At 35.3% G+C, this 18,385-nt stretch carries 15 protein-coding genes, 3 pseudogenes and 2 riboswitches; of the genes and pseudogenes, 2 read left to right on the top strand and 16 right to left on the bottom strand.

Annotated elements, in window-relative coordinates; translation table 11 throughout:
- Positions 1-18 precede the first annotated feature (18 nt).
- Both MKX66_RS03275 and MKX66_RS03270 read right to left on the bottom strand, forming a co-directional pair.
- Positions 19-456 carry an SWIM zinc finger family protein gene (locus MKX66_RS03275; protein ID WP_002033243.1) on the bottom strand — a complete coding sequence of 146 codons (438 nt, stop codon included), beginning with the start codon at positions 454-456 and terminating at the stop codon, positions 19-21.
- Between the two features lie 205 nt (positions 457-661).
- On the bottom strand, positions 662-982 hold the full coding sequence (locus MKX66_RS03270; RefSeq protein WP_002110869.1) for a hypothetical protein: 321 nt from the start codon (positions 980-982) through the stop codon (positions 662-664).
- A 38-nt stretch (positions 983-1,020) separates the two neighbouring features.
- Positions 1,021-1,119: riboswitch (SAM riboswitch) on the bottom strand.
- Between the two features lie 121 nt (positions 1,120-1,240).
- Here MKX66_RS03270 and MKX66_RS03265 point away from each other — a divergent pair.
- Positions 1,241-1,432, top strand: a complete 192-nt coding sequence (locus MKX66_RS03265; protein ID WP_002084448.1) for a hypothetical protein — start codon at positions 1,241-1,243, stop codon at positions 1,430-1,432.
- Positions 1,433-1,463: 31 nt separating this feature from the next.
- Here MKX66_RS03265 and MKX66_RS03260 read toward each other — a convergent pair whose 3' ends face one another.
- The 9 genes and pseudogenes from MKX66_RS03260 to rraA all read right to left on the bottom strand — a co-directional run bounded on the left by MKX66_RS03260 (position 1,464) and on the right by rraA (position 11,048).
- A complete protein-coding gene (locus MKX66_RS03260; RefSeq protein ID WP_002033247.1) occupies positions 1,464-2,186 on the bottom strand; it encodes a YwiC-like family protein in 723 nt (240 codons plus the stop codon).
- 184 nt (positions 2,187-2,370) lie between these two features.
- Positions 2,371-3,072, bottom strand: coding sequence for an ECF transporter S component (locus MKX66_RS03255; protein WP_326997177.1), 702 nt, complete (start codon positions 3,070-3,072; stop codon positions 2,371-2,373).
- Positions 3,045-3,338, bottom strand: a pseudogene (locus MKX66_RS03250) (ABC transporter ATP-binding protein); the annotation flags it as partial. The gene MKX66_RS03255 and the pseudogene MKX66_RS03250, both read right to left, overlap by 28 nt.
- Before the next feature lie 141 nt (positions 3,339-3,479).
- Positions 3,480-4,610, bottom strand: coding sequence for an RNA-guided endonuclease InsQ/TnpB family protein (locus MKX66_RS03245; RefSeq protein ID WP_326997176.1), 1,131 nt, complete (start codon positions 4,608-4,610; stop codon positions 3,480-3,482).
- Positions 4,611-5,283: 673 nt separating this feature from the next.
- Positions 5,284-6,654 (bottom strand): annotated as a pseudogene (locus MKX66_RS03240) (ABC transporter ATP-binding protein); the annotation flags it as partial.
- Positions 6,627-7,505: an energy-coupling factor transporter transmembrane component T gene (locus tag MKX66_RS03235; RefSeq protein WP_326997175.1), complete on the bottom strand. Its 879-nt coding sequence runs from the start codon at positions 7,503-7,505 to the stop codon at positions 6,627-6,629. The pseudogene MKX66_RS03240 and the gene MKX66_RS03235, both read right to left, overlap by 28 nt.
- A gap of 23 nt (positions 7,506-7,528) precedes the next feature.
- Positions 7,529-8,356 carry a DUF4430 domain-containing protein gene (locus MKX66_RS03230; protein WP_326997174.1) on the bottom strand — a complete coding sequence of 276 codons (828 nt, stop codon included), beginning with the start codon at positions 8,354-8,356 and terminating at the stop codon, positions 7,529-7,531.
- Positions 8,357-8,479: 123 nt separating this feature from the next.
- Entirely contained in the window at positions 8,480-10,228 is a 1,749-nt protein-coding gene (locus tag MKX66_RS03225; RefSeq protein WP_341085479.1) for a DUF4430 domain-containing protein, read from the bottom strand.
- 340 nt (positions 10,229-10,568) lie between these two features.
- Positions 10,569-11,048 carry a ribonuclease E activity regulator RraA gene (gene rraA / locus MKX66_RS03220; RefSeq protein WP_002190176.1) on the bottom strand — a complete coding sequence of 160 codons (480 nt, stop codon included), beginning with the start codon at positions 11,046-11,048 and terminating at the stop codon, positions 10,569-10,571.
- Positions 11,049-11,246: 198 nt separating this feature from the next.
- On the opposite strand from rraA, the gene MKX66_RS03215 reads away from it, so the two are divergent.
- The gene (locus MKX66_RS03215) at positions 11,247-12,677 is read left to right on the top strand and encodes a YfcC family protein (RefSeq protein ID WP_002033286.1); all 1,431 of its coding nucleotides are present in this window, start codon (positions 11,247-11,249) and stop codon (positions 12,675-12,677) included.
- 142 nt (positions 12,678-12,819) lie between these two features.
- Here the strand turns inward: MKX66_RS03215 and MKX66_RS03210 are convergent, their stop codons facing one another.
- The 5 genes and pseudogenes from MKX66_RS03210 to ybaK all read right to left on the bottom strand — a co-directional run bounded on the left by MKX66_RS03210 (position 12,820) and on the right by ybaK (position 18,264).
- A complete protein-coding gene (locus tag MKX66_RS03210) occupies positions 12,820-13,647 on the bottom strand; it encodes an endonuclease I family protein (RefSeq protein WP_002033283.1) in 828 nt (275 codons plus the stop codon).
- 474 nt (positions 13,648-14,121) lie between these two features.
- Positions 14,122-15,003 carry a 5'-methylthioadenosine/S-adenosylhomocysteine nucleosidase gene (locus MKX66_RS03205; RefSeq protein WP_193652986.1) on the bottom strand — a complete coding sequence of 294 codons (882 nt, stop codon included), beginning with the start codon at positions 15,001-15,003 and terminating at the stop codon, positions 14,122-14,124.
- Between the two features lie 177 nt (positions 15,004-15,180).
- A riboswitch (purine riboswitch) is annotated at positions 15,181-15,284 on the bottom strand.
- A 199-nt stretch (positions 15,285-15,483) separates the two neighbouring features.
- Positions 15,484-16,208 (bottom strand): annotated as a pseudogene (locus tag MKX66_RS03200) (helix-turn-helix domain-containing protein); the annotation flags it as partial.
- A gap of 432 nt (positions 16,209-16,640) precedes the next feature.
- Entirely contained in the window at positions 16,641-17,141 is a 501-nt protein-coding gene (locus tag MKX66_RS03195; RefSeq protein WP_002013963.1) for a GNAT family N-acetyltransferase, read from the bottom strand.
- Between the two features lie 646 nt (positions 17,142-17,787).
- Positions 17,788-18,264 carry a Cys-tRNA(Pro) deacylase gene (gene ybaK / locus MKX66_RS03190; protein ID WP_002142510.1) on the bottom strand — a complete coding sequence of 159 codons (477 nt, stop codon included), beginning with the start codon at positions 18,262-18,264 and terminating at the stop codon, positions 17,788-17,790.
- Between the last annotated feature and the right edge of the window lie 121 nt (positions 18,265-18,385).

Below are 18,385 nucleotides of genomic sequence, written 5' to 3'. Positions count from 1 at the left end.
AAACAACTCCCTCTTTAGTTAAAGTTTCCCCTTCTTTAACATCGTCTCTACAATTTGCACATTTTTCGAACTTTGTAACAAACGATTTAATACTGTTAGTAACTCTTCTTTTTCTAAACCTTTCAATTGCTCTTTAACTGTACTCTCACCAGCACCTTGAATTTCATACACAACTGCCGCCATATGTTTACAATAATTTTCATAAGGACACTCGCAGCTACTTTCTGCAAAATCTTCAAGATCAATAATCACTTCATAATTCCCTGCATTTCCAGTAACGAAAGCAAATACTTTCTTGTCGTGTATTTCAACATCTTCTACATGTCCCTCTTCATAATATTCATATCCTCTATCTATAATGTACTTTGGAATCCATTTCATTATATCTTTTAATAAGTATGCATACATCACAACACCTCTTCCTCTAATTCCCTTTTGACTTCCAAAATCCTGCATGTTATTCTAATAACTGTCAAGTAGCGAGTCTACGTGACAAAACGACTGACACCTATTCGGCGGAGGTGTCTCTTTTCATTTGCAGCCGATATGAAGTGCCTCTTTCAGGCACATTCAATCTTTGACACTACACACTCAACACCATTCCCTTGTATCAGGCTGCTTTAGCAGTCTTTTACTCTACATACTTCAAAAAAAAGAGAGCTCAGCTCCCTTTTCCCGCCTTATAAAATACCCCTTTTTCAGCATAGCGATATTCATCATCAGCTAAAGTAATTTTCCCATCCAGTTTGAGTTCATCTAATAGTCTTGATAAATAAAATTGATGTAACATTTTTTTAGTGAATTTTCCTTCATGATGCGAAACGATATGTTCTTGAATATCTAACAATGATATTGGCTTATCTTGCTCTATCATATATTCATAAACTGTACTACGCAGTTTTACGTATTTTTCGAGTGTCACAGTACTTCGCAACCCCTTTCTTCTTATTATATGTTTTCGTAATCGGTTTTTTTGCAACAAAAAAACCTCTCCGATAAGAAGAAGTTACGTATATCTTCGTCTTATCTCCCAGAACAAATATGTTCTGCTGGAATTAGCACCTGCATCGCGGTTGCTGGGTTTCATCGGGCCAGTCCCTCCACCTCTCTGGATAAGAAAATATTCACTTTAAATTTAACTATACGTAATTTTATTATAATTGTCAAATAAATATAAAAAATTATATTTTCTTCTTTATTGTTCATACTACAAAAAGATGTACAAAAGGAGGCTACTACTTTGAAAAAGAATGCTCGTGGATACGTACAAGATTCTTTTCATTCCTTACAAGAAGCGAAACATTGTTTAGAAGATGCATTACAGACTGTTGAAGAAGATTTTAATCGCGCACGTATTGAACAATCCCTTTACGCTGTAGAGCAAGCTCTTCAACGTTGCGATTACACCGTTCACATTTTAGAACAAGAATGAAAACTTCCCATCAAAAGATGGGAAGTTTGTTTCAAATGGCATACTTCATCATTATTACCGTTATTATTAAAAAATATACAGAATTAACAATTTCTAAAATCCCTACTTTTAATATAGAAATCTTTTTGCCATACAACATAATGGCCCGAATTACACTTGGTACAAATATGAGTGAACACCATGGATTTATAGCAAATACAATTACCGTTAATACAATATGGTATCCCCAAGATATAAAACGATACTTCGGATTATTTTTTTCACGAATCATCGTTTTCACATAAAACGTACTTCCTAAAAAATATAGAAATGAAATAAGCGTAATGAATAATGCTGTTTTATCTATTAATTTCATGGAGAAATAATAACTGATTAAACCACCTATACAAAACACTATAATCGCACAAACATCATTTAGTAATGCTCGTTCATTTTTTTGACGAGCGTAATACATATTTACAATAAACAATGGAATCATTAATACTGCGAATAAAAGAATTCGCCATTCATATAATAAAGAAATCATCCCAAATACAAATGCAATGATAAAATAAACAATTGCAGCGTGTAGAAATTCTTTTTTTCTTCTCTGCCTTATGTACATGAGAAATGGATAAGTAGCTAGATAGATAAAGAACCAGGCTAAAAACAGTGGGATATGATAAAAAGTAGGTTTACCAAGTAATACACTTAATAGAAATGGTATGACAAGCATCGCCCATGCTCCATGTTGCTTCGGAATAACTAACTTCATTAACTATACACCTCCCTCTTGAAAATAATTCTCACCTACTATTATACAAATAATTTCATATAATAACGGACATATATTGAATCTATTTTTTGACAATAAAAAATGCTTCTTACAATATGTAAGAAGCATGAAAGAGGCAAACGAATATGTAAGTCGCGACCCTACCTTATATGAGTATGCTTTTCTATGTCACGTTATGCTCATCTAATATACCATATTTCTTTTTAAATCTTGTGAGGATCGTAATCCATGACGTACTAAATAACAGAAGGAAAATAACATTCGATATCGCGTGACTCAGATCAAAGTAAAAACTTGCGACATAGTAAGCAATAACTGTTTCCCACGTTGCCTCCTGTATAAAACCGAGAAGACCCCAAAAATTCATGATCCATCCAAATAGAAATCCAACGACGAATCCGTACAACAATCTGCCCCATAGTTTTTTCATCAAAAATGTATTCCGAAGTAATCCAGCTATAAAACCGATCATGCCCCAAGAGAACATTTGCCACGGCGTCCACGGACCTTGACCTAAAAAGATGTTAGACACGATAGCTGCCGTTGCCCCAATCATAAAACCAGTTTCGCTCCCAAATACAATTGCAGAAACGATAATGACAAAAGAAGTCGGTTGTACACTCGGTAATATCGAAAATGGTACCCGGCTAACCGCTGCAATTGCCGCTAACACAGCAACGATAACAATTTCACGTGAAACAAACGCCTTCCTTTCAAAACGAACATAGAAAGGTAACATAATGACAGCTAATAAAAACAAACTACTTACCATGTAATACCCGTCCATAATAAAAGTCGTAAAGAGTAGTGTACATATTACAACAGCAAAAATAAATATTATGAATGCAACATATCGTTTGGACACGCTTCGTACACATCCTCCCACGTTAATGCAAATGGCAACTCTCTACGGATGAATCGATTAATAGATGTTGTATAAAAGAAGTTACCACTAAAGAACTCTTTCGGTGCATCATTCATAATGACTTTCCCGTCAAATAACATCATGCACTGATCAACGTATTTCGCTGCAAACTCAATATCATGCGTTGCCATTACAATTGTTGTACCTTCTTTTTGCAACTGTTTAAATAGCTCTCCTACTCTTTCCTTTTTCCATGGATCTAGTCCGATACGATAAACTTAACTAAATCTATACAATTCAATCAAATTTACACGAGTTAGTGCTTCATCGTGTTCTCGCAACCCCAAAGGGACGAGGGGTATAACACTCCACACGAGGCAGTATCGTTACCTCCTATTATCAAGCATTTATTTTACCCATCTTGATAAATTTATCGCAGCATTTACATCCCTATCGTGATGGCTATTGCACCTAACACAACACCACTCACGTATTTTTAAACTCCACTGTCCTTCTGGTTGAACTGAATGGTCGTATTTTACTCCGCAACATGAACAAATCTTGCTTGAGGCGAACCATTTATCAGCTTTTACATATGCAATGCCATACTTCTCGCACTTGTATGACAAATATTGAAAGAAGAAGTTTAATTTTTGAAAGGAAAATGCTTTCGATAGTTTTTTGTTTTTTAACAGGTTTGAGATAGGTAAGTCTTCCACAACAATTCTCATTGGTTTGGTTTTCACCAATTTAGCTGTTGATTGATGGATATGGTTATTTCGGATATTCGTAATTTTCCTAGATAACCGCAGGTGCTCAGTTTTAGCTTTTTCATATCCGGCAGATTGAATTTTTACACCTTTTTTAAATCTCCTAGACATATCTCTCTGTGCTGACTTTTTCCTTTTCAAAAGTTTTTTAACCTTGGCATCTTTGTTTATATTTCGTTCTTTCATACCATTAGAAGCTACAAAAAGCTCTTTTAAACCAACATCCACACCAATCGACTCATCGGTTAGTTCTTGTGATTCAAAGTCTTCTTGGAACCCTACACTAATCCACCAGTGACGACCATCAAATGTAACTCTTGGATTGGATGGTTTTTTGTTTCTTGGTAGTTGTTGGCTTGTTTTCACTTCTCCAATAGACTGAATATGAACTACTTTCTTTCCTATAATCAGTCTTTCATAATTGGCATAAAATCCTTGAATTAAATCTTTTTTAGATTTATAAGAAGTGTGATAACCATTTTTGTACTTTTCGAACGAATTTTTCCTCGCCTTATCAAAATCTTTTGAAGCCTGTTTGGGAACTTGTGCGTTGATGTCATTTAACCACTCATATCGCTTTCGCTTCTTGATCTTTGTAAATCGTTTCTGTAAAGCTAACTGTGAAACAGATTTTCCAAATAACTTATAGTATCTATCACTCATTCTTTTACAATAGTTATAAGCGAATCTTGCAGCACCAGCATGGTTTCTAAGCACTTTTTCTTGTTCAGGCGTTGGAATCAGTCTGACTTTCTTCGCCAATATCATCAGAATTTAACTCCTTTACTGTGCGATTATTCGGCACTCACCTTTCAGATAATGAAAGATTTGTTCTTCTGAATAGTAGCGTGTTCCACCAGCATTCTCCTAAGACTACTAGGATACAAACCTGTTAATTCCGATACTTGACTAACTCGTAAAAATTTCATTATTATTCTTACCTCATTGAATCCAATATTGCACATACGTTCAGTGTATTCAATGAAGTTTGATAGATTCAATAAAATTTATCTCGTTCAACTAAGGGCGCAATTCCTTGGCCAGTTCTCTTATGAACTTCTCATGTTTTCACATGAGCGCAGACTATATGTTTATCTCTTTAGAGATAGAGGATTTTTCCATCACCATAGGCTTGTGATGTACTCTCGTCAGTTATACGAGATAGTCGTTGAACGTTCATCTTATCAATTTTGACTTAGACGATTCGATGCGGAAGACCCATTATTCTAGTGTTTAGGATTTAACCGTGCACGATCTGATTGATTTTTTCTGCTTTCGCGACATTCACGCTCGCTATTTCTAGCCACGTTGTAGTTCAATCAGCTTTAGGGATTGCCCGCAGTTAACCCTCACTACTAGCCAATCACTTGACTAGCAGGGCTTACTGATATATTTAATTAACTTTGGTTATAATTGGTTAAATAAATCGTAACAGTTAGTTACCCTTTGTCGGTTCATCAAGCAATAATAAAGTCGGCTTTGATAATAACGTTGTACATAATGCGAGTAATTGTTGTTCCCCGCCGCTACAATCATGCGGATGACGTTCTTTAAGCGAATATAACCAAAACTGTTTTAGCATATTTTCTGCTATTTCTTTTCCTTGTTCTCCGTATAATTCACTTGCACGTTCATACACTTCTTCCCACACTGTATCAAATGTAAAATGATAGTATGGGTGCTGCGATACATATCCTATACTTTTAAATCGTTCTTTCGAATCAATTTTATGTATCACTTTTCCACTCCACTTTACTTTCCCTCTTCTAGCTTTTTGTAATCCTGCTAAAATCGTTAACAGTGTAGACTTCCCGGTTCCGTTTTTCCCAACTAGAGCTGTCCATTTTCCTTTTTCGATGTTCACTGTTAAATCTCGTAAAATAAGGGGACTATTTTTCTCATATTGAAAAGATATATGTTCTGCACTTAAGATCACTTCTTGCTTTTCACACTGTTCTACTTGCCCATCCCTATATGATATCGCTGAAAAATCATTCATTTTCATTTGCGCTTCTCGCACTGTAAACGGAATATCTTCTACATTCCACTCTAAAAACAATCTTGGAATTTGCGGGATAAATGGACGGAACTTTTCAACTTCCCACATGTTAGCTATAACCGTTTTAGGACTACCATCATAAACGATTCGGCCGTTATTCATACAAATAACGCGTGTTGCAAGTGGTATCACTTCATCCAGACGATGTTCACTTAAAACGATCGTAATTCCAAGTTCTTCATTAATACGTTTTAATAATCCTAAAAACTCTTTTGCAGCAATCGGATCTAGCTGCGCTGTCGGTTCATCCAGTAATAATAACTTCGGCTGCATGACTAATACTGCTGCTAAATTTACTAGTTGTTTTTGACCACCAGATAAAGTATGAACAGATTGATGTAACAAATCTTGAAATCCTAAAAAGCTAATAAGTTCCGCTATTCTTTTTTGAATAATATGTGATGGTAACCCGATATTTTCTAAAGAAAATGCTAATTCTTGAATCACTGTATCCATTACGAGCTGATTTTCTGGGTTTTGAAATACCATACCAATGTCTTGTGCAGATAATAAATCAGGTACTTCCTCTAATAAAACGTCATCATAAAATATCTCTCCTGAACGCGTGCCAATTGGCAGTAATTCCTTTTTAAAATGTTTTAATAAAGTTGTCTTCCCAGAACCTGAACCGCCAGCAAGTACTATAAATTCTCCTTTTTGAACAGAAAGAGAAATATGCTGTAACGCTTCTTCATTTTCATCAGCATATATAAATGATAAATTCTTTATTTCTGCATGCGCCACCATATCCATTCACTTCCTTCCATCATAATTGGTAAACTAATAAACATCATAAATAGGAAAAACATCATTCCATCGTATTGCTGGAATAGTATTGATTCCACTTTCGGATAAATGATCAATTTCCCTCCGCCATAATAACTAAATATGAATGCGGCTATAAATAGAATACTTAAATAACTTAGCGTGTACCAATCGCGTCTTTCCATTCTATACCGAATATAAGTCGTACGTTTCGTTACACCAAATCCACGAGCTTGCATAGAATCTGCCGTTTGAAGTGCATCTTCTAACGAACAAACTAATAACACTTGCAGTAATTTCATTCCATTTTTTATACGCTCAATGAGTGAACCTGAATCTAATTGTACACCTTTCGTTTTTTGGACGAGTGTAATTTTCTTTAACCGCCTAATAAACAAAGGAACAAATCGTACTGTAATCATCGTTAACAATGCAACTTTCGGTGAAATTCTCGAAAACAAATATAAAAATTTATGACTCGAAATAATATCGTTATAAGAAGCAAATGTAAACATAATCGCAACTAATAATAATCCCATAACAAGTCCATACATACAGGCCTCAAGCTTAATCCGGCTATCTCCTAAATAAAATAACGTAGTCGCTCCTCTATGCGTTAATAAAGAGTTAAATAAAATAACCATTAGAAAGAATACGATAGTACTTGGCAGCATGTTTCTTATTTTCTCGCCATTTCCTTGTACTATATTTAAGATTACTATTAGTATAATAGCTCCAATTAAAAAAAGAGGATGAAGACACATCATACATAGTATCATCACCCCAATATAATAGAAAAAATTAACAAAAGGATGTAAAGAAGAAAAGCTTATTTTCATAGTCCTTTACCGAAGATCCTTTCCTATTTTAATACAAACACCCACTCGATTGTATCGCCTGGTTTTACTTTAACTACACCAGCACTATAGTTTGGAAAAGCACCGTTCACACGATATTTCCAGCCACTAGTAGTAGTAATATCTTTCTCGTATAAATCATTAATACCTTTTACATAAATATCACCTTTAGAGCCCATTGCATCAACCTCTAATCCTGTGCCCGTGAGCACACTGTAAACTGTGTCGCCTTCTTGTACATCAACCTTTTTCGCACCTAATAAGTATCCTTCATGACCTTTTACGGAGATAGTAACTTGTTTCGATTGCGGTTTCGGTACTGATACTGGATCTGGTTTTGGTGGTTCAGGAGTTGGTACTACCGGAGTCGGTATCGTTTTCTCCTCTTTATTCGGATCTTTCTTTTGCTCCTGCTTTGGTGTTTCTTTTGGCTGATTAACAACCTTTGCTTCTTCTTTTACTTCTGGTGCTTTCGGCTGCTGTGGTTTCTCTTCTTGTACTTTTTGTTGCTCTGGTTGTTTATTTGCAGCAGGCTGTTCCTTTGGTTTCTCTTCTTTCTTTACTTCAGGTTGTTCCTGCGCTTTTTCTTCTTTCGGTTTCTCTTCTACTTTTTGTTCTTGTTTATCTTTCTGCTCTTCTTGTGGTTTTTGTTCCGGTTCAGCTTGCTTCTCTTCCGGTTTCGGTACATTTTTTTGTTCTTCCTGTTTCGCTACTTCTTTTTGCTCTTCTTGCTTCGGTTCTGCCTTCTTCTCAGGTTTTACAGCCGTTTCTTCACATCCGGCTAATAATCCCAATGAAAGAACTAAAGAAATGAACCATTTCATCTTACTCATGCTGTCCCTCACCTTTCATATTAAAGTGAAACTTTAATGAGTGGAGATTTTGTTCATCCCCACTCATTATTAGCCCTCACTTTTATAATAAAATTAGGAGCAAATGATTGCTCCTAATTTTTGTTAAGCTGCTTTACGTCTCCATAATACATATGCAGAAGCGATACATAATACACCCATACCTACTTGTGTTGCTGCACTATGAGAAGATGCTCCTGTTTGTGGTAATTGATTCTTATTCTTGTTTGTTTCTTTATTAACTCGTTCGTTATCTACAACAACTTTTAGATTTTCATCTTTTGGTTGTTTTTGTAACTCTTCTTGTTGTTTCGGCTGTTCTACAACTTCTTTTTCTTCTACAGTTGTCTCTGGCTCTACAATTGGTTTCGTATCAATTTCATTCTCTACTACATTTGACCAATCATAAATCGATTTTCCAAGATCTTTAAACTGAAGTAACGCTAAAAATGCTTGCTCTGTAGCCATTCCGCTACCTTTTTGATCACTTGGTAACCATTTAAACTCACCATTTGGAAGCTGGTATGACATTAAATTTTGTACTGCTTTATTAAGACGATCGTGATCTACATCTTTAACTAGCGATAGTCCAATAATTGCTTGTGCAGTACTATTAGAATTCTCTTGTCCATCAGCGGTAAAACCACCATTACCTAGCTGCTGCTTGTATAAATAATCAACAGCTTTTTGAATAGCTGGCTTTACATCTGCTTGATCTTGATAAGGAGCTAATGCTGCTAATACCATACTTGTTACATCAACGTTACTAGCACTTTCTTTACTACTTGAACTATCATATGTCCAGCCACCGTCTGTATGCTGCGCTTGTAAAAGTGCTTGTACTAAAGCAGCTCGATTCCATTTTGCTTCGGCCGGAATCTCATATTTCTTTGTATCTAATGCAAGTAATGTAAATGCGTATCCTGTAACGGAATTCACTTTATCTGATTCAAATAAATTTTGTACTAAATTTTGTCCCTCTACCTTTGTAGGATCAACATTCATTGCATTCATCATAATAATCGTTCTAGCTAAATCTGTTGCTGAAAAACGATTTAAACGCTTCTTAACCTTTTCAGCTACTGGCTTAACATAGTTTATTTTCGTTTCAAGCGGAACATTTACACCTGAACGAGCAAGTCCAATCGCAACCCAATCACTACCAATTCCATCTTGTAACATCTTTTCTGATGTTTTAGAAATCGCTTCGTTTAATTGTGCTGCTGGAATTTCAACTTTCTCTTCCTTTGGTTGTTCTGTTACTTTATCTTCTGGTTTACCATCTGGTTTTTCTGTTTTCGGTTCCTCTGGTTTACCATCTGGCTTTTCTGTTTTCGGTTCTTCTGGTTTACCATCTGGCTTTTCTGTTTTCGGTTCCTCTGGTTTTGGCTCTTCTACAGTTTTACAAGTGCCAAATTTATCTAACGTTTGTTGCAACGTTTGTTGACTCATATTGCTCCAGTCTGCAACGTAACGAAATGCAACAACATCCCCAGACTCTAATTTATAACTATCCGCCCCAACTTCTGCAGATTTATCATTTACATCATACAACCAACCGCTCGTTGCTCCGGCCATTAATCCATCGATGCCCTTTATATACGTTCCAAATGACATACTTTCAGATGTTACTTTGTCACCCATAACTTTTTGTAGCAAACTAAAAGCTGTTTCTCCATCTTCAATGGAAACTTCTTTCGGACATAACATAATTCCTTTTTGTGATTCACCAATAATTGCAAGTTTCGCTGTCTTTCCTTCAGCAAACGTAATATGTACTGTATTCGCAAAAGAAACAAATACAAGTGCCACTGCCATTAATGATGTAAGCAGCCATTTCTTTAACATTGCCATCCAAAAATTCCCTCCCTTTACTAACATTCACACAAAAAAAGACCCTTTAAGGGTATGCGGTTGACACTCTCTTTTTGTAAGTGTCGAACAAAAATGTACAACACCTCCTACCCGCATTATTCGCGGCTATATTTGTATAGGAAAAATAATTTCGTTTATGAACGCACCATTGTGATAACATTCACTTTTCTAGGCACAACTTACTTCCATTTAAGTTATCGTAAAACGATAAACCTATACATTCTGTTAATTTTAAATTTCTGTATTATTTTACTATTGACAAAGAATTTTGTCCATGCTTTATCGGATTTATTTTCTAAGAATAGTAACTTACTAACCTTTAACGATGCAAACTCTTTTCACTAATAATGACGCCATCTTCATCCGCATACACATATTCATTTGGCTTCCATTCTACTTGTCCAAATTGCAATGAAATACCACGCTCTCCTTTTCCTTCTTTTATACTTCTATTTGGCATCGTCCCTAACGCTAAAATACCAATATCTATATTCTTTAGTTCACTAGAATCACGAACATATCCATTCACAATAATCCCCGCTAGCTTTCTTTCCTCCGCAATAGCTGCCAAATTATCACCAAGTAACGCACAATTCGTAGACGCTCCGCCATCAACAACTAATACCGTTCCTTCTGGTAATGTTTGCAATCCTTCCTTCACTAGTACATTATCATCCTTCACTTTTACCGTTGCGATTTTCCCATAGAATTGTTTTTTCTTCCCGAAAGACCGAAAAGACTGGCGACATATTTGTAATTCCTTTTCAAATTCATCACATAGATCCGTAGTTTTCCACATCTCTTTCCCTCTTTTCTTTTCCTTTTATATTACATATTCTTGGATTTTTTTCGTTTCCCTGTCTAATGCTGCAAGAATTTGTATGTGCAGAAAAAGGATAGAAAAACTATTGCCTTAAGAAGCCACCTTTATTATAATCTATTTCACAGATAAATTTCAGAATATTGAAAATTAACCAGGTGAAAAAGGAGGGGTTTTATGCAATTACAGACCGAGGTAAAAAAACAGCCGAGTAAACGAAAGTTTAAAATGCCTGACGCGTACGTACTACTATTTTTTATCGCCTTACTTTGTGCCATTGCTACATATTTCGTTCCTGCTGGAGAATTTAAAAGAGTTACAAACGGTACTGTTACAACGACAATACCAGGAAGTTATCATTCTGTTCCACAATCGCCGGTAGGGTTTGTTTCTTTTTTTACCGCTATTGAAAAAGGAATGACACTTGCTGCTCCGATCATCTTCTTAATTTTATTTACAGGTGGAGCTATTGCAATTCTTGAAAAAACAGGTGCTCTTGACGGTTTAATCTATCATGTGATTAACAAATTTCGTAATCAGCAATTACTTTTCATTTGCATTGTCGCCGCACTCTTTTCTATTCTCGGCACGACTGGCATTATCGTTAACTCAGTTATTGGCTTTATCCCCATCGGCATCATCGTTGCGCGCACATTAAAATGGGACGCTATCGTCGGCGTAGCAATTATTTATTTAGGCACTTATGCTGGTTTTAATGCTACTATTTTATCTCCCTCACCTTTAGGCATTTCACAAAAAATCGCAGAACTCCCGATGTTTTCAGGAATTGGTTTACGTACGGCAATTTATATCTCTTTTTTAATTGCTACCATTTTGTATATTAATTGGTATGTAAAACGCTTAAAAAAATCGAATAAAGGAAGCATACTCGGAGATAACTGGTTTCCAAGTAATGCTCTTTCAAGTGAGAAAGAAACAGAGAAAACAGAAGTTCCTTGGACAATACGTCATAAATTAATTTTACTCGTTTCGGCTTTATCATTAATTGCATTTTTAATAGGCGCTTTTCGTCTACATTGGACGGACGCAGAAATGACCGCTACTTTTATATTCATAGCAATTACAGCGGGAATAATAGGTGGTATGAAAGCAAACGATATCGCTTCTACTTTTCTAGCAGGCTGCCAAAATCTCATATACGGTGCTTTGATCGTCGGAATGGCTCGTTGTATTTCAGTCATTTTAGAACAAGGCAAATTACTTGATACAATCGTTAATCAACTCGCACAGTCTCTCGAAGGACATAGCCCTGTATTTGGCGTTCTCGGCATGTATGTAAGTAGTGCCGCATTACATTTCCTCATTTCATCCGGGACAGGAGAATCTGTTATTTTCATTCCGATATTAGCTCCATTAGCCGATTTCATGCATATTACACGCCAAGTTACAGTACAGGCTGTTATGCTTGGAGAAGGTGTAGTGAACTGCCTCAATCCAACTTCTGGTGTTTTAATGGGCGTTCTCGCAGCGAGCGGCATTTCTTATGGAAAATGGATTCGCTTCATGGCTCCACTTGCATTCATTTGGTTTATCATCGGACTTATTTTTCTTATTGTTGGTGTGAATATTGAATGGGGACCGTATTAAAAGACTCTTATTATACTTAACTTGATAAAATATCTATCCTATTCTCCAATCCTATAAAAATCACTTATTCTAGTATAGATATAAACAGGGATTGATCATAGTGATCAATCCCTTCTCTCAAAGCAAAATACCTTTAAATATTTTAATTCCAAATTTTATTTACCCATTCAGGATGATCAATAAAAGGATTGCGATTATGTTGATATTTTGTAAAAATCACTTCATTACGCTTTCGCTCTAAATCATCGACAGGGTCTTGTTCATTCCATTTTAGTAAAACGGATAGTTTACCCATGTATGGATCTTTATTGTTATTCACCTTTTCATTTAATTCTAAGTCTATTTCGCCGTTGTCTCCTTCATAACGAACAGCCATGTAAAATAGCATTCTAGCGATATCTCCTTTTACACTATCACGAGGTTCCCAAGAATCACTATCGTACTTACATTCTGTCGCTTCTGAATGATTCACACCACCATTATCAAAATCCAGATTTCCACGTGAGCTATTTACAGATACATCCGTCGCTCTTAAATGATGCAAATCTGTTCCAGCTCCTGCAGTCGTTCCAAAATCACCGTGAGATTTTGCCCAAACATGCTCTCGGTTCCAATTATCAACTCCTGAACCATTCGTAAGTTTCCCTTGCGAACGCCCAGTATATAAGAGTAGCACATTGTTTTTATTATTTGGATCTTCATCAGTATCTCTTAGTGCTTCCCAAACCGCACTGTATGATAACTTTGTATGATCATCAATAATATTATGAAGTTCCTTCTTTAATTCTAAACCCATTTTTCCTATTGCATTATTATAATATGTATCGTCATAGCTTTTTACAATAATCTCTTGTGGTGATGCAGAAGCTACTTCACCGTGTATGATATCTGTGAATGATAGAGATGCAGTACCTAAAATAAAAAATGAAGATAGTGTAACCATAGCAAGCCTTGTATTTCTAAACTTCATATACCCATTTCCCCTTTAAAATATAATTTGAAGCTATTAACTAAAAAATGCTTTCTAGCCCCCAAAAACTTTTAGAAAGCCATACCCATCCTTTTCTTTTTATTTAATACAAAACTCTATTGAGTCTGTATTATTTCCACACTTTTTGTTTATCTACTTTTCACAAGGAATATCCTTCTCTAGTAAAGATTATTAAAATATTCTTTACAATTAAAAAGTAGTTTAATGTTAACTTATAAATTTCAATTTTTTTATGCAATTATGCATATTTGATAAATCGTTCGACTTTTCTTTTTTCTATAACTGTCTTTATTTTTTGTGTAAAACCCTTCTTCCTCTGTAGAATACGTACAAAAATAGATTGGATACCATGTAAGGCACCAATCTATTTTAATTAAAGAAACTTTGGTAATTCTGAGTTCACAACACATTGTGCAGTAATGATAACATTTTTATATTGAGACAGAACTACTACTATTTATTTGGTATCGAATCTATATACTTTTTAACTACTTCATATACATATTCTTGATTTGCCGCCGCTGTATTTGGATTGTATTTTCCGCCGTTTGTTTTATTGTTAGATAATACGCGAATCCCTAAAAATGGTACGTCATAAGCTTTTGCGATTTGTGCTGCTGCTGCACCTTCCATTTCTTCTACAGATGTACCGTATTTTGTATGGAACCATTTAATTCTATCAACTTCATTATTCCAAACGTCTGCTGAACCTATAGTACCTTCGACCACTTTACCTTTTGTATATTTATCTTTTACTGCATTAGCTGCTGCAAGTAAATCCTTATCTCCCTCGTAGTATCGGATTTTCTCAGCATTTGGATCTTCTCCTGCACTCCCTTCAGAAGCCATCAGGTCCATAGATATCCATTTTTCCGGTTCAATTCCTTGGTTCTCATTCATATTTGTTGTTTTTAGTGAACCTATATTCGCGACTTGTTTTCCTAAAACAATATCAAATACGTTTAAATTAGGATCATGTCCACCTGATGTTCCTTGGTTAATAATCGCTATAGGCTTATATTTTTCAATAGCCACCGCTGTAGCGGCTGCTGTATTTTCCATTCCTTTACCTGTTTTCGCAACGATTACAGGATAATTGTCGACAGTTCCTTTATAAAATACGAAAGTTCCAGACTTTTCTTCTTTCACATTTTTTAACCTTTTTGCAAACTTCTCAGCCTCTATCGGCATTGGCCCTTGAATTAAAATAGGTTGTTGATTACTTTTTGCCTCTACTACTTGTTTTGGACTCGCATTACATCCCGCAAGTATTGAGAATGACAATACCGTAGTAGTTACTAGCGCCGCACACTTTTTCAACATATTGTTCTTCATAAATAATCTCTCCTCTTTCTCTTGTTGTTTTCTATACTCGATGTTTTGGTCCAAAGAAAAAAGCTCTAGAAATTGTAGAAGAATCTCTACTTTCTAGAACTACGGTAGTCAAAGCTAATTAAGCAAAAGATGAGGCCAATGCTAAATTATAGATCGGTAGCGGCTCAATACAGAAAGCGACCGAATACTTTAACCCGTAGTCCAGTTCTTTCATTGGGAACTAGGTAGAAACGCTCGGACCATATTACCGAGTATATACGAGTGATGTTATTTAAAATTATTATATTGGTAATATAACAAACTTTTAGTGTATACGCAATCTAAAAGTGAACGTTTTTAATGAAAATAATAAAAATGTTCGTTTTTACAACTTAAATAGTTAGGATTTATCATTCCTAAATGGATAACGACGCTAAAAAACTCATAACCCATATACTAAACTAGATTAACCTACAACAACCGATCTTTTACAGACAATTACTCTACCTTTTCAGCGTTTGAGGCATTTACTACTACATAATTCGGTATTGTCGCAACGAATTGTATTAAATGTTGATACATACTAATTTGCATCATTTCATTCGCCTTTTCAGCATTTCCAAGCATTTGATACGCCTGCGCAATTAGATCTTCCTCTGGAAAGTTAGGACGTATCGTTTCACCAAGTAATTGAAGCACCTCATTTGGTCTATTGGGTATAAGATAGCAAGTTGCTTTAAACGATACCGCCTCTTTCGCAAGAGAAACATCTTCACTTTCTCCCTGCACTCGGCTAAAGAGATACATTGCCTCTTCTAAAATTTCAATTCTTCTATCCATATCCTCTGTTAACATGTGGTGATTAATAAAAAGTAGCCCCATTTGAATTAATAATGGAAAACAAGAATAATATTTTTTTGTCACTTCCCTGCACTCCATCATTACTTCATCAAACGGTTCTTCACTAAAAGCTTCCGCTAGTCTATGATATAAATTTTTAATATCTTCCTGTTCATTTGCAGTGTATAACAGATTAATTCATCTATACTTATGTTAAAGTACGATGCTAACAGTGGCAAAAATGTAATATCCGGATAACTCTGCCCAGTCTCCCATTTGGAAACAGATGCTTTCGTAATACCGATATACGCCGCTAACTCTTCCTGTGTAATTCCTTTTTCTTTTCTCTTATCCGCAATGATTTTATGAATATGAATTTCTCTCACTGTATCACCTCATACTTTTATTATATGTACTTTATTTCACACAAAATATAGATTTAAAGTCGACTTTCGTTAACAAAATCAACTGTTAGGAAACATCTCTCTAAAATAAAAGAAGCTCCAAATTTTATTATATTTAGGTCATAGATATTAAACTTAATAAAATCAAAGGCAGGAACATATTTGATATGTTCCTGCCTTTTTATTGTGGGGTACCGATACATAGCCATCTAGCTAAGATTTTGAAGTGCTTCAAAATCAAAAATTTCATCTCACCACAGTTTTCTATGAGAATCCAGTGAACAGCTTATTTACATAATTTTCGTTAGCGGAAGTTAAAAATTCTTAGTTTCTTGCTAAATTAAAGCCACCCTTTAGTTAAACAACAGAAGGTTTCTTAGTCAAGAACCGCTCCAATCGTATTACGGTATTAAATTACATATCATAAGGTTCGAGCTTCAAAATAAATTCTTCAACATCCTTGCCTCTTGCGTTGGAAAAACCTTTATCTTCAGAGATGATTTTAAACCTGCATTTTTCCAATACCCTAATGGAGGCGAGGTTATCTTTAGCGGCACGAGCATAGAGCGGGCGTACCTTAATATACTCCAGAAACTCTGACAACGCTTTAGTTGCAATACCATGACCCCAATATTCCTTCCCAATCCAGTAGCTTACTTCGGGTTCGCCGAACTGTTCAAAGTTCGAGACGTGTCCAGTGACAATACCATTGAATAATATAGTCTTAATTGTAATAGTCTCGTCAGCAATATTTTTTTTCCAATGGTCAAAAAATGCGTCCTTATCAGTGGGGTCTTTAGCTGTAAAAGCAGCCATATAGTTCGCCGTTGAATCTAGTTGTTGTTCGAAAAAGATAGGTAGATCTTTCTCTGTGATATCTCGTAGCTTCACTTCGCTTTTGCTAATGGATTCCATATAATTCACAAGCTCCTTAACATATTTTTTAATATTAATTCTTCCAAATTTAGAGAAATTCCTTCTTCAACTAATCTGCCCTTTAGTTGAAGAAGGAACAATGCATATTGTATACATGATCAGTTAACATAACGTCTCATTATCGGTAGCAAGGAAAAAGGAGAACCCTGCTCTCACAAGGGAACCTTCTTTTTTAGTTCTATGAATCTATACATTTTTTTATACATTCCTATCCTGGCACGGTTTTAGGGTTCTTGTTTGTTACTGGATTAGCCAAAAAACTGTATAAAATCTTGCATACTCTTAGCGTGGGGGTTTTCCAAAATACTGGCATCCCCCAATATGTGCTTTCTTATGGGTATTTCTTGAACCCTCATTAAAACACTTTCCCGTCCTTTGTCTATCTTTAAAAGTAACTCTGCTGTTTATTTAAAGTCCTTGAAACGAGGCTTTGTACTCCTCCTAAAGCCAAACAAATGATTAAAATCACACATCCATATTATACTGATTAAACTAAAAATTCAATTTCTTTTTATTTCATTCATTATGTAAATAAAAAAGGATAATCCGCCCTCATAATGGACTAATTATCCTATAAATCTTTATCTAAATTTAATAAAATTAGAACTTCTTTTCCTATGTATACTTATTTCGTTATTTCACCAAACTGCGCTCTCGTCACTTTCGCCAAGTCATCAACTTTAAGCTCAATTTGTACTCCAATTTTCCCGCCACTTACAATGATCGTTTCAAGCGATTGAGCACTCGCATCAATACATGTAGAAAATAACTTCTTCATTCCTACTGGTGAACAACCGCCGCGAATATACCCTGAAACTTTCGTAATATCTTTAACAGGAATCATTTCTATCTTCTTTTCACCGACCGCCTTTGCGGCTGCTTTTAAATTTAGTTCCTCATCTACTGGGATAATGAACACATGATAATCTTTACTATTCCCTTGAGCAACAAGTGTTTTATATACTTCTCTCACTTCTCTACCAATTTTCCCAGCAACTGATACGCCATCAATTTTCCCATCGTCCGGATCATATGACATCATCGAATATTCAATTTTTTCTTTATCTAATATTCGCATCGCATTTGTTTTATCTTTTTTCATAGTGTTCTCCTTAAAAAGTTATTTCATATTATTAAGTTTTCTTTTATTATACACTCTTTTCAATTTCTCCTACATAACTTCACATATTCTTCAAAACTGAAAATATTGATATTTCCAAATT

The organism is Bacillus sp. FSL R9-9530, assembly GCF_038008145.1.
GTDB classification, from domain to species: domain Bacteria; phylum Bacillota; class Bacilli; order Bacillales; family Bacillaceae_G; genus Bacillus_A; species Bacillus_A mycoides.
This window is presented reverse-complemented; position numbering and strand designations above follow the sequence as displayed.

Bases quoted from the DNA above. Each gene is read 5' to 3' on its own strand.
- MKX66_RS03275 (WP_002033243.1), bottom strand. From the start codon at position 456: ATGCAGGATTTTGGAAGTCAAAAGGGAATTAGAGGAAGAGGTGTTGTG.
- MKX66_RS03260 (WP_002033247.1), bottom strand. From the start codon at position 2,186: ATGAAGTTAGTTATTCCGAAGCAACATGGAGCATGGGCGATGCTTGTC.
- MKX66_RS03245 (WP_326997176.1), bottom strand. From the start codon at position 4,610: ATGATATTGGCGAAGAAAGTCAGACTGATTCCAACGCCTGAACAAGAA.
- MKX66_RS03235 (WP_326997175.1), bottom strand. From the start codon at position 7,505: ATGAAAATAAGCTTTTCTTCTTTACATCCTTTTGTTAATTTTTTCTAT.
- MKX66_RS03230 (WP_326997174.1), bottom strand. From the start codon at position 8,356: ATGAGTAAGATGAAATGGTTCATTTCTTTAGTTCTTTCATTGGGATTA.
- MKX66_RS03225 (WP_341085479.1), bottom strand. From the start codon at position 10,228: ATGGCAATGTTAAAGAAATGGCTGCTTACATCATTAATGGCAGTGGCA.
- rraA (WP_002190176.1), bottom strand. From the start codon at position 11,048: ATGTGGAAAACTACGGATCTATGTGATGAATTTGAAAAGGAATTACAA.
- MKX66_RS03215 (WP_002033286.1), top strand. From the start codon at position 11,247: ATGCAATTACAGACCGAGGTAAAAAAACAGCCGAGTAAACGAAAGTTT.
- MKX66_RS03210 (WP_002033283.1), bottom strand. From the start codon at position 13,647: ATGAAGTTTAGAAATACAAGGCTTGCTATGGTTACACTATCTTCATTT.
- MKX66_RS03205 (WP_193652986.1), bottom strand. From the start codon at position 15,003: ATGAAGAACAATATGTTGAAAAAGTGTGCGGCGCTAGTAACTACTACG.
- MKX66_RS03195 (WP_002013963.1), bottom strand. From the start codon at position 17,141: ATGGAATCCATTAGCAAAAGCGAAGTGAAGCTACGAGATATCACAGAG.
- ybaK (WP_002142510.1), bottom strand. From the start codon at position 18,264: ATGAAAAAAGATAAAACAAATGCGATGCGAATATTAGATAAAGAAAAA.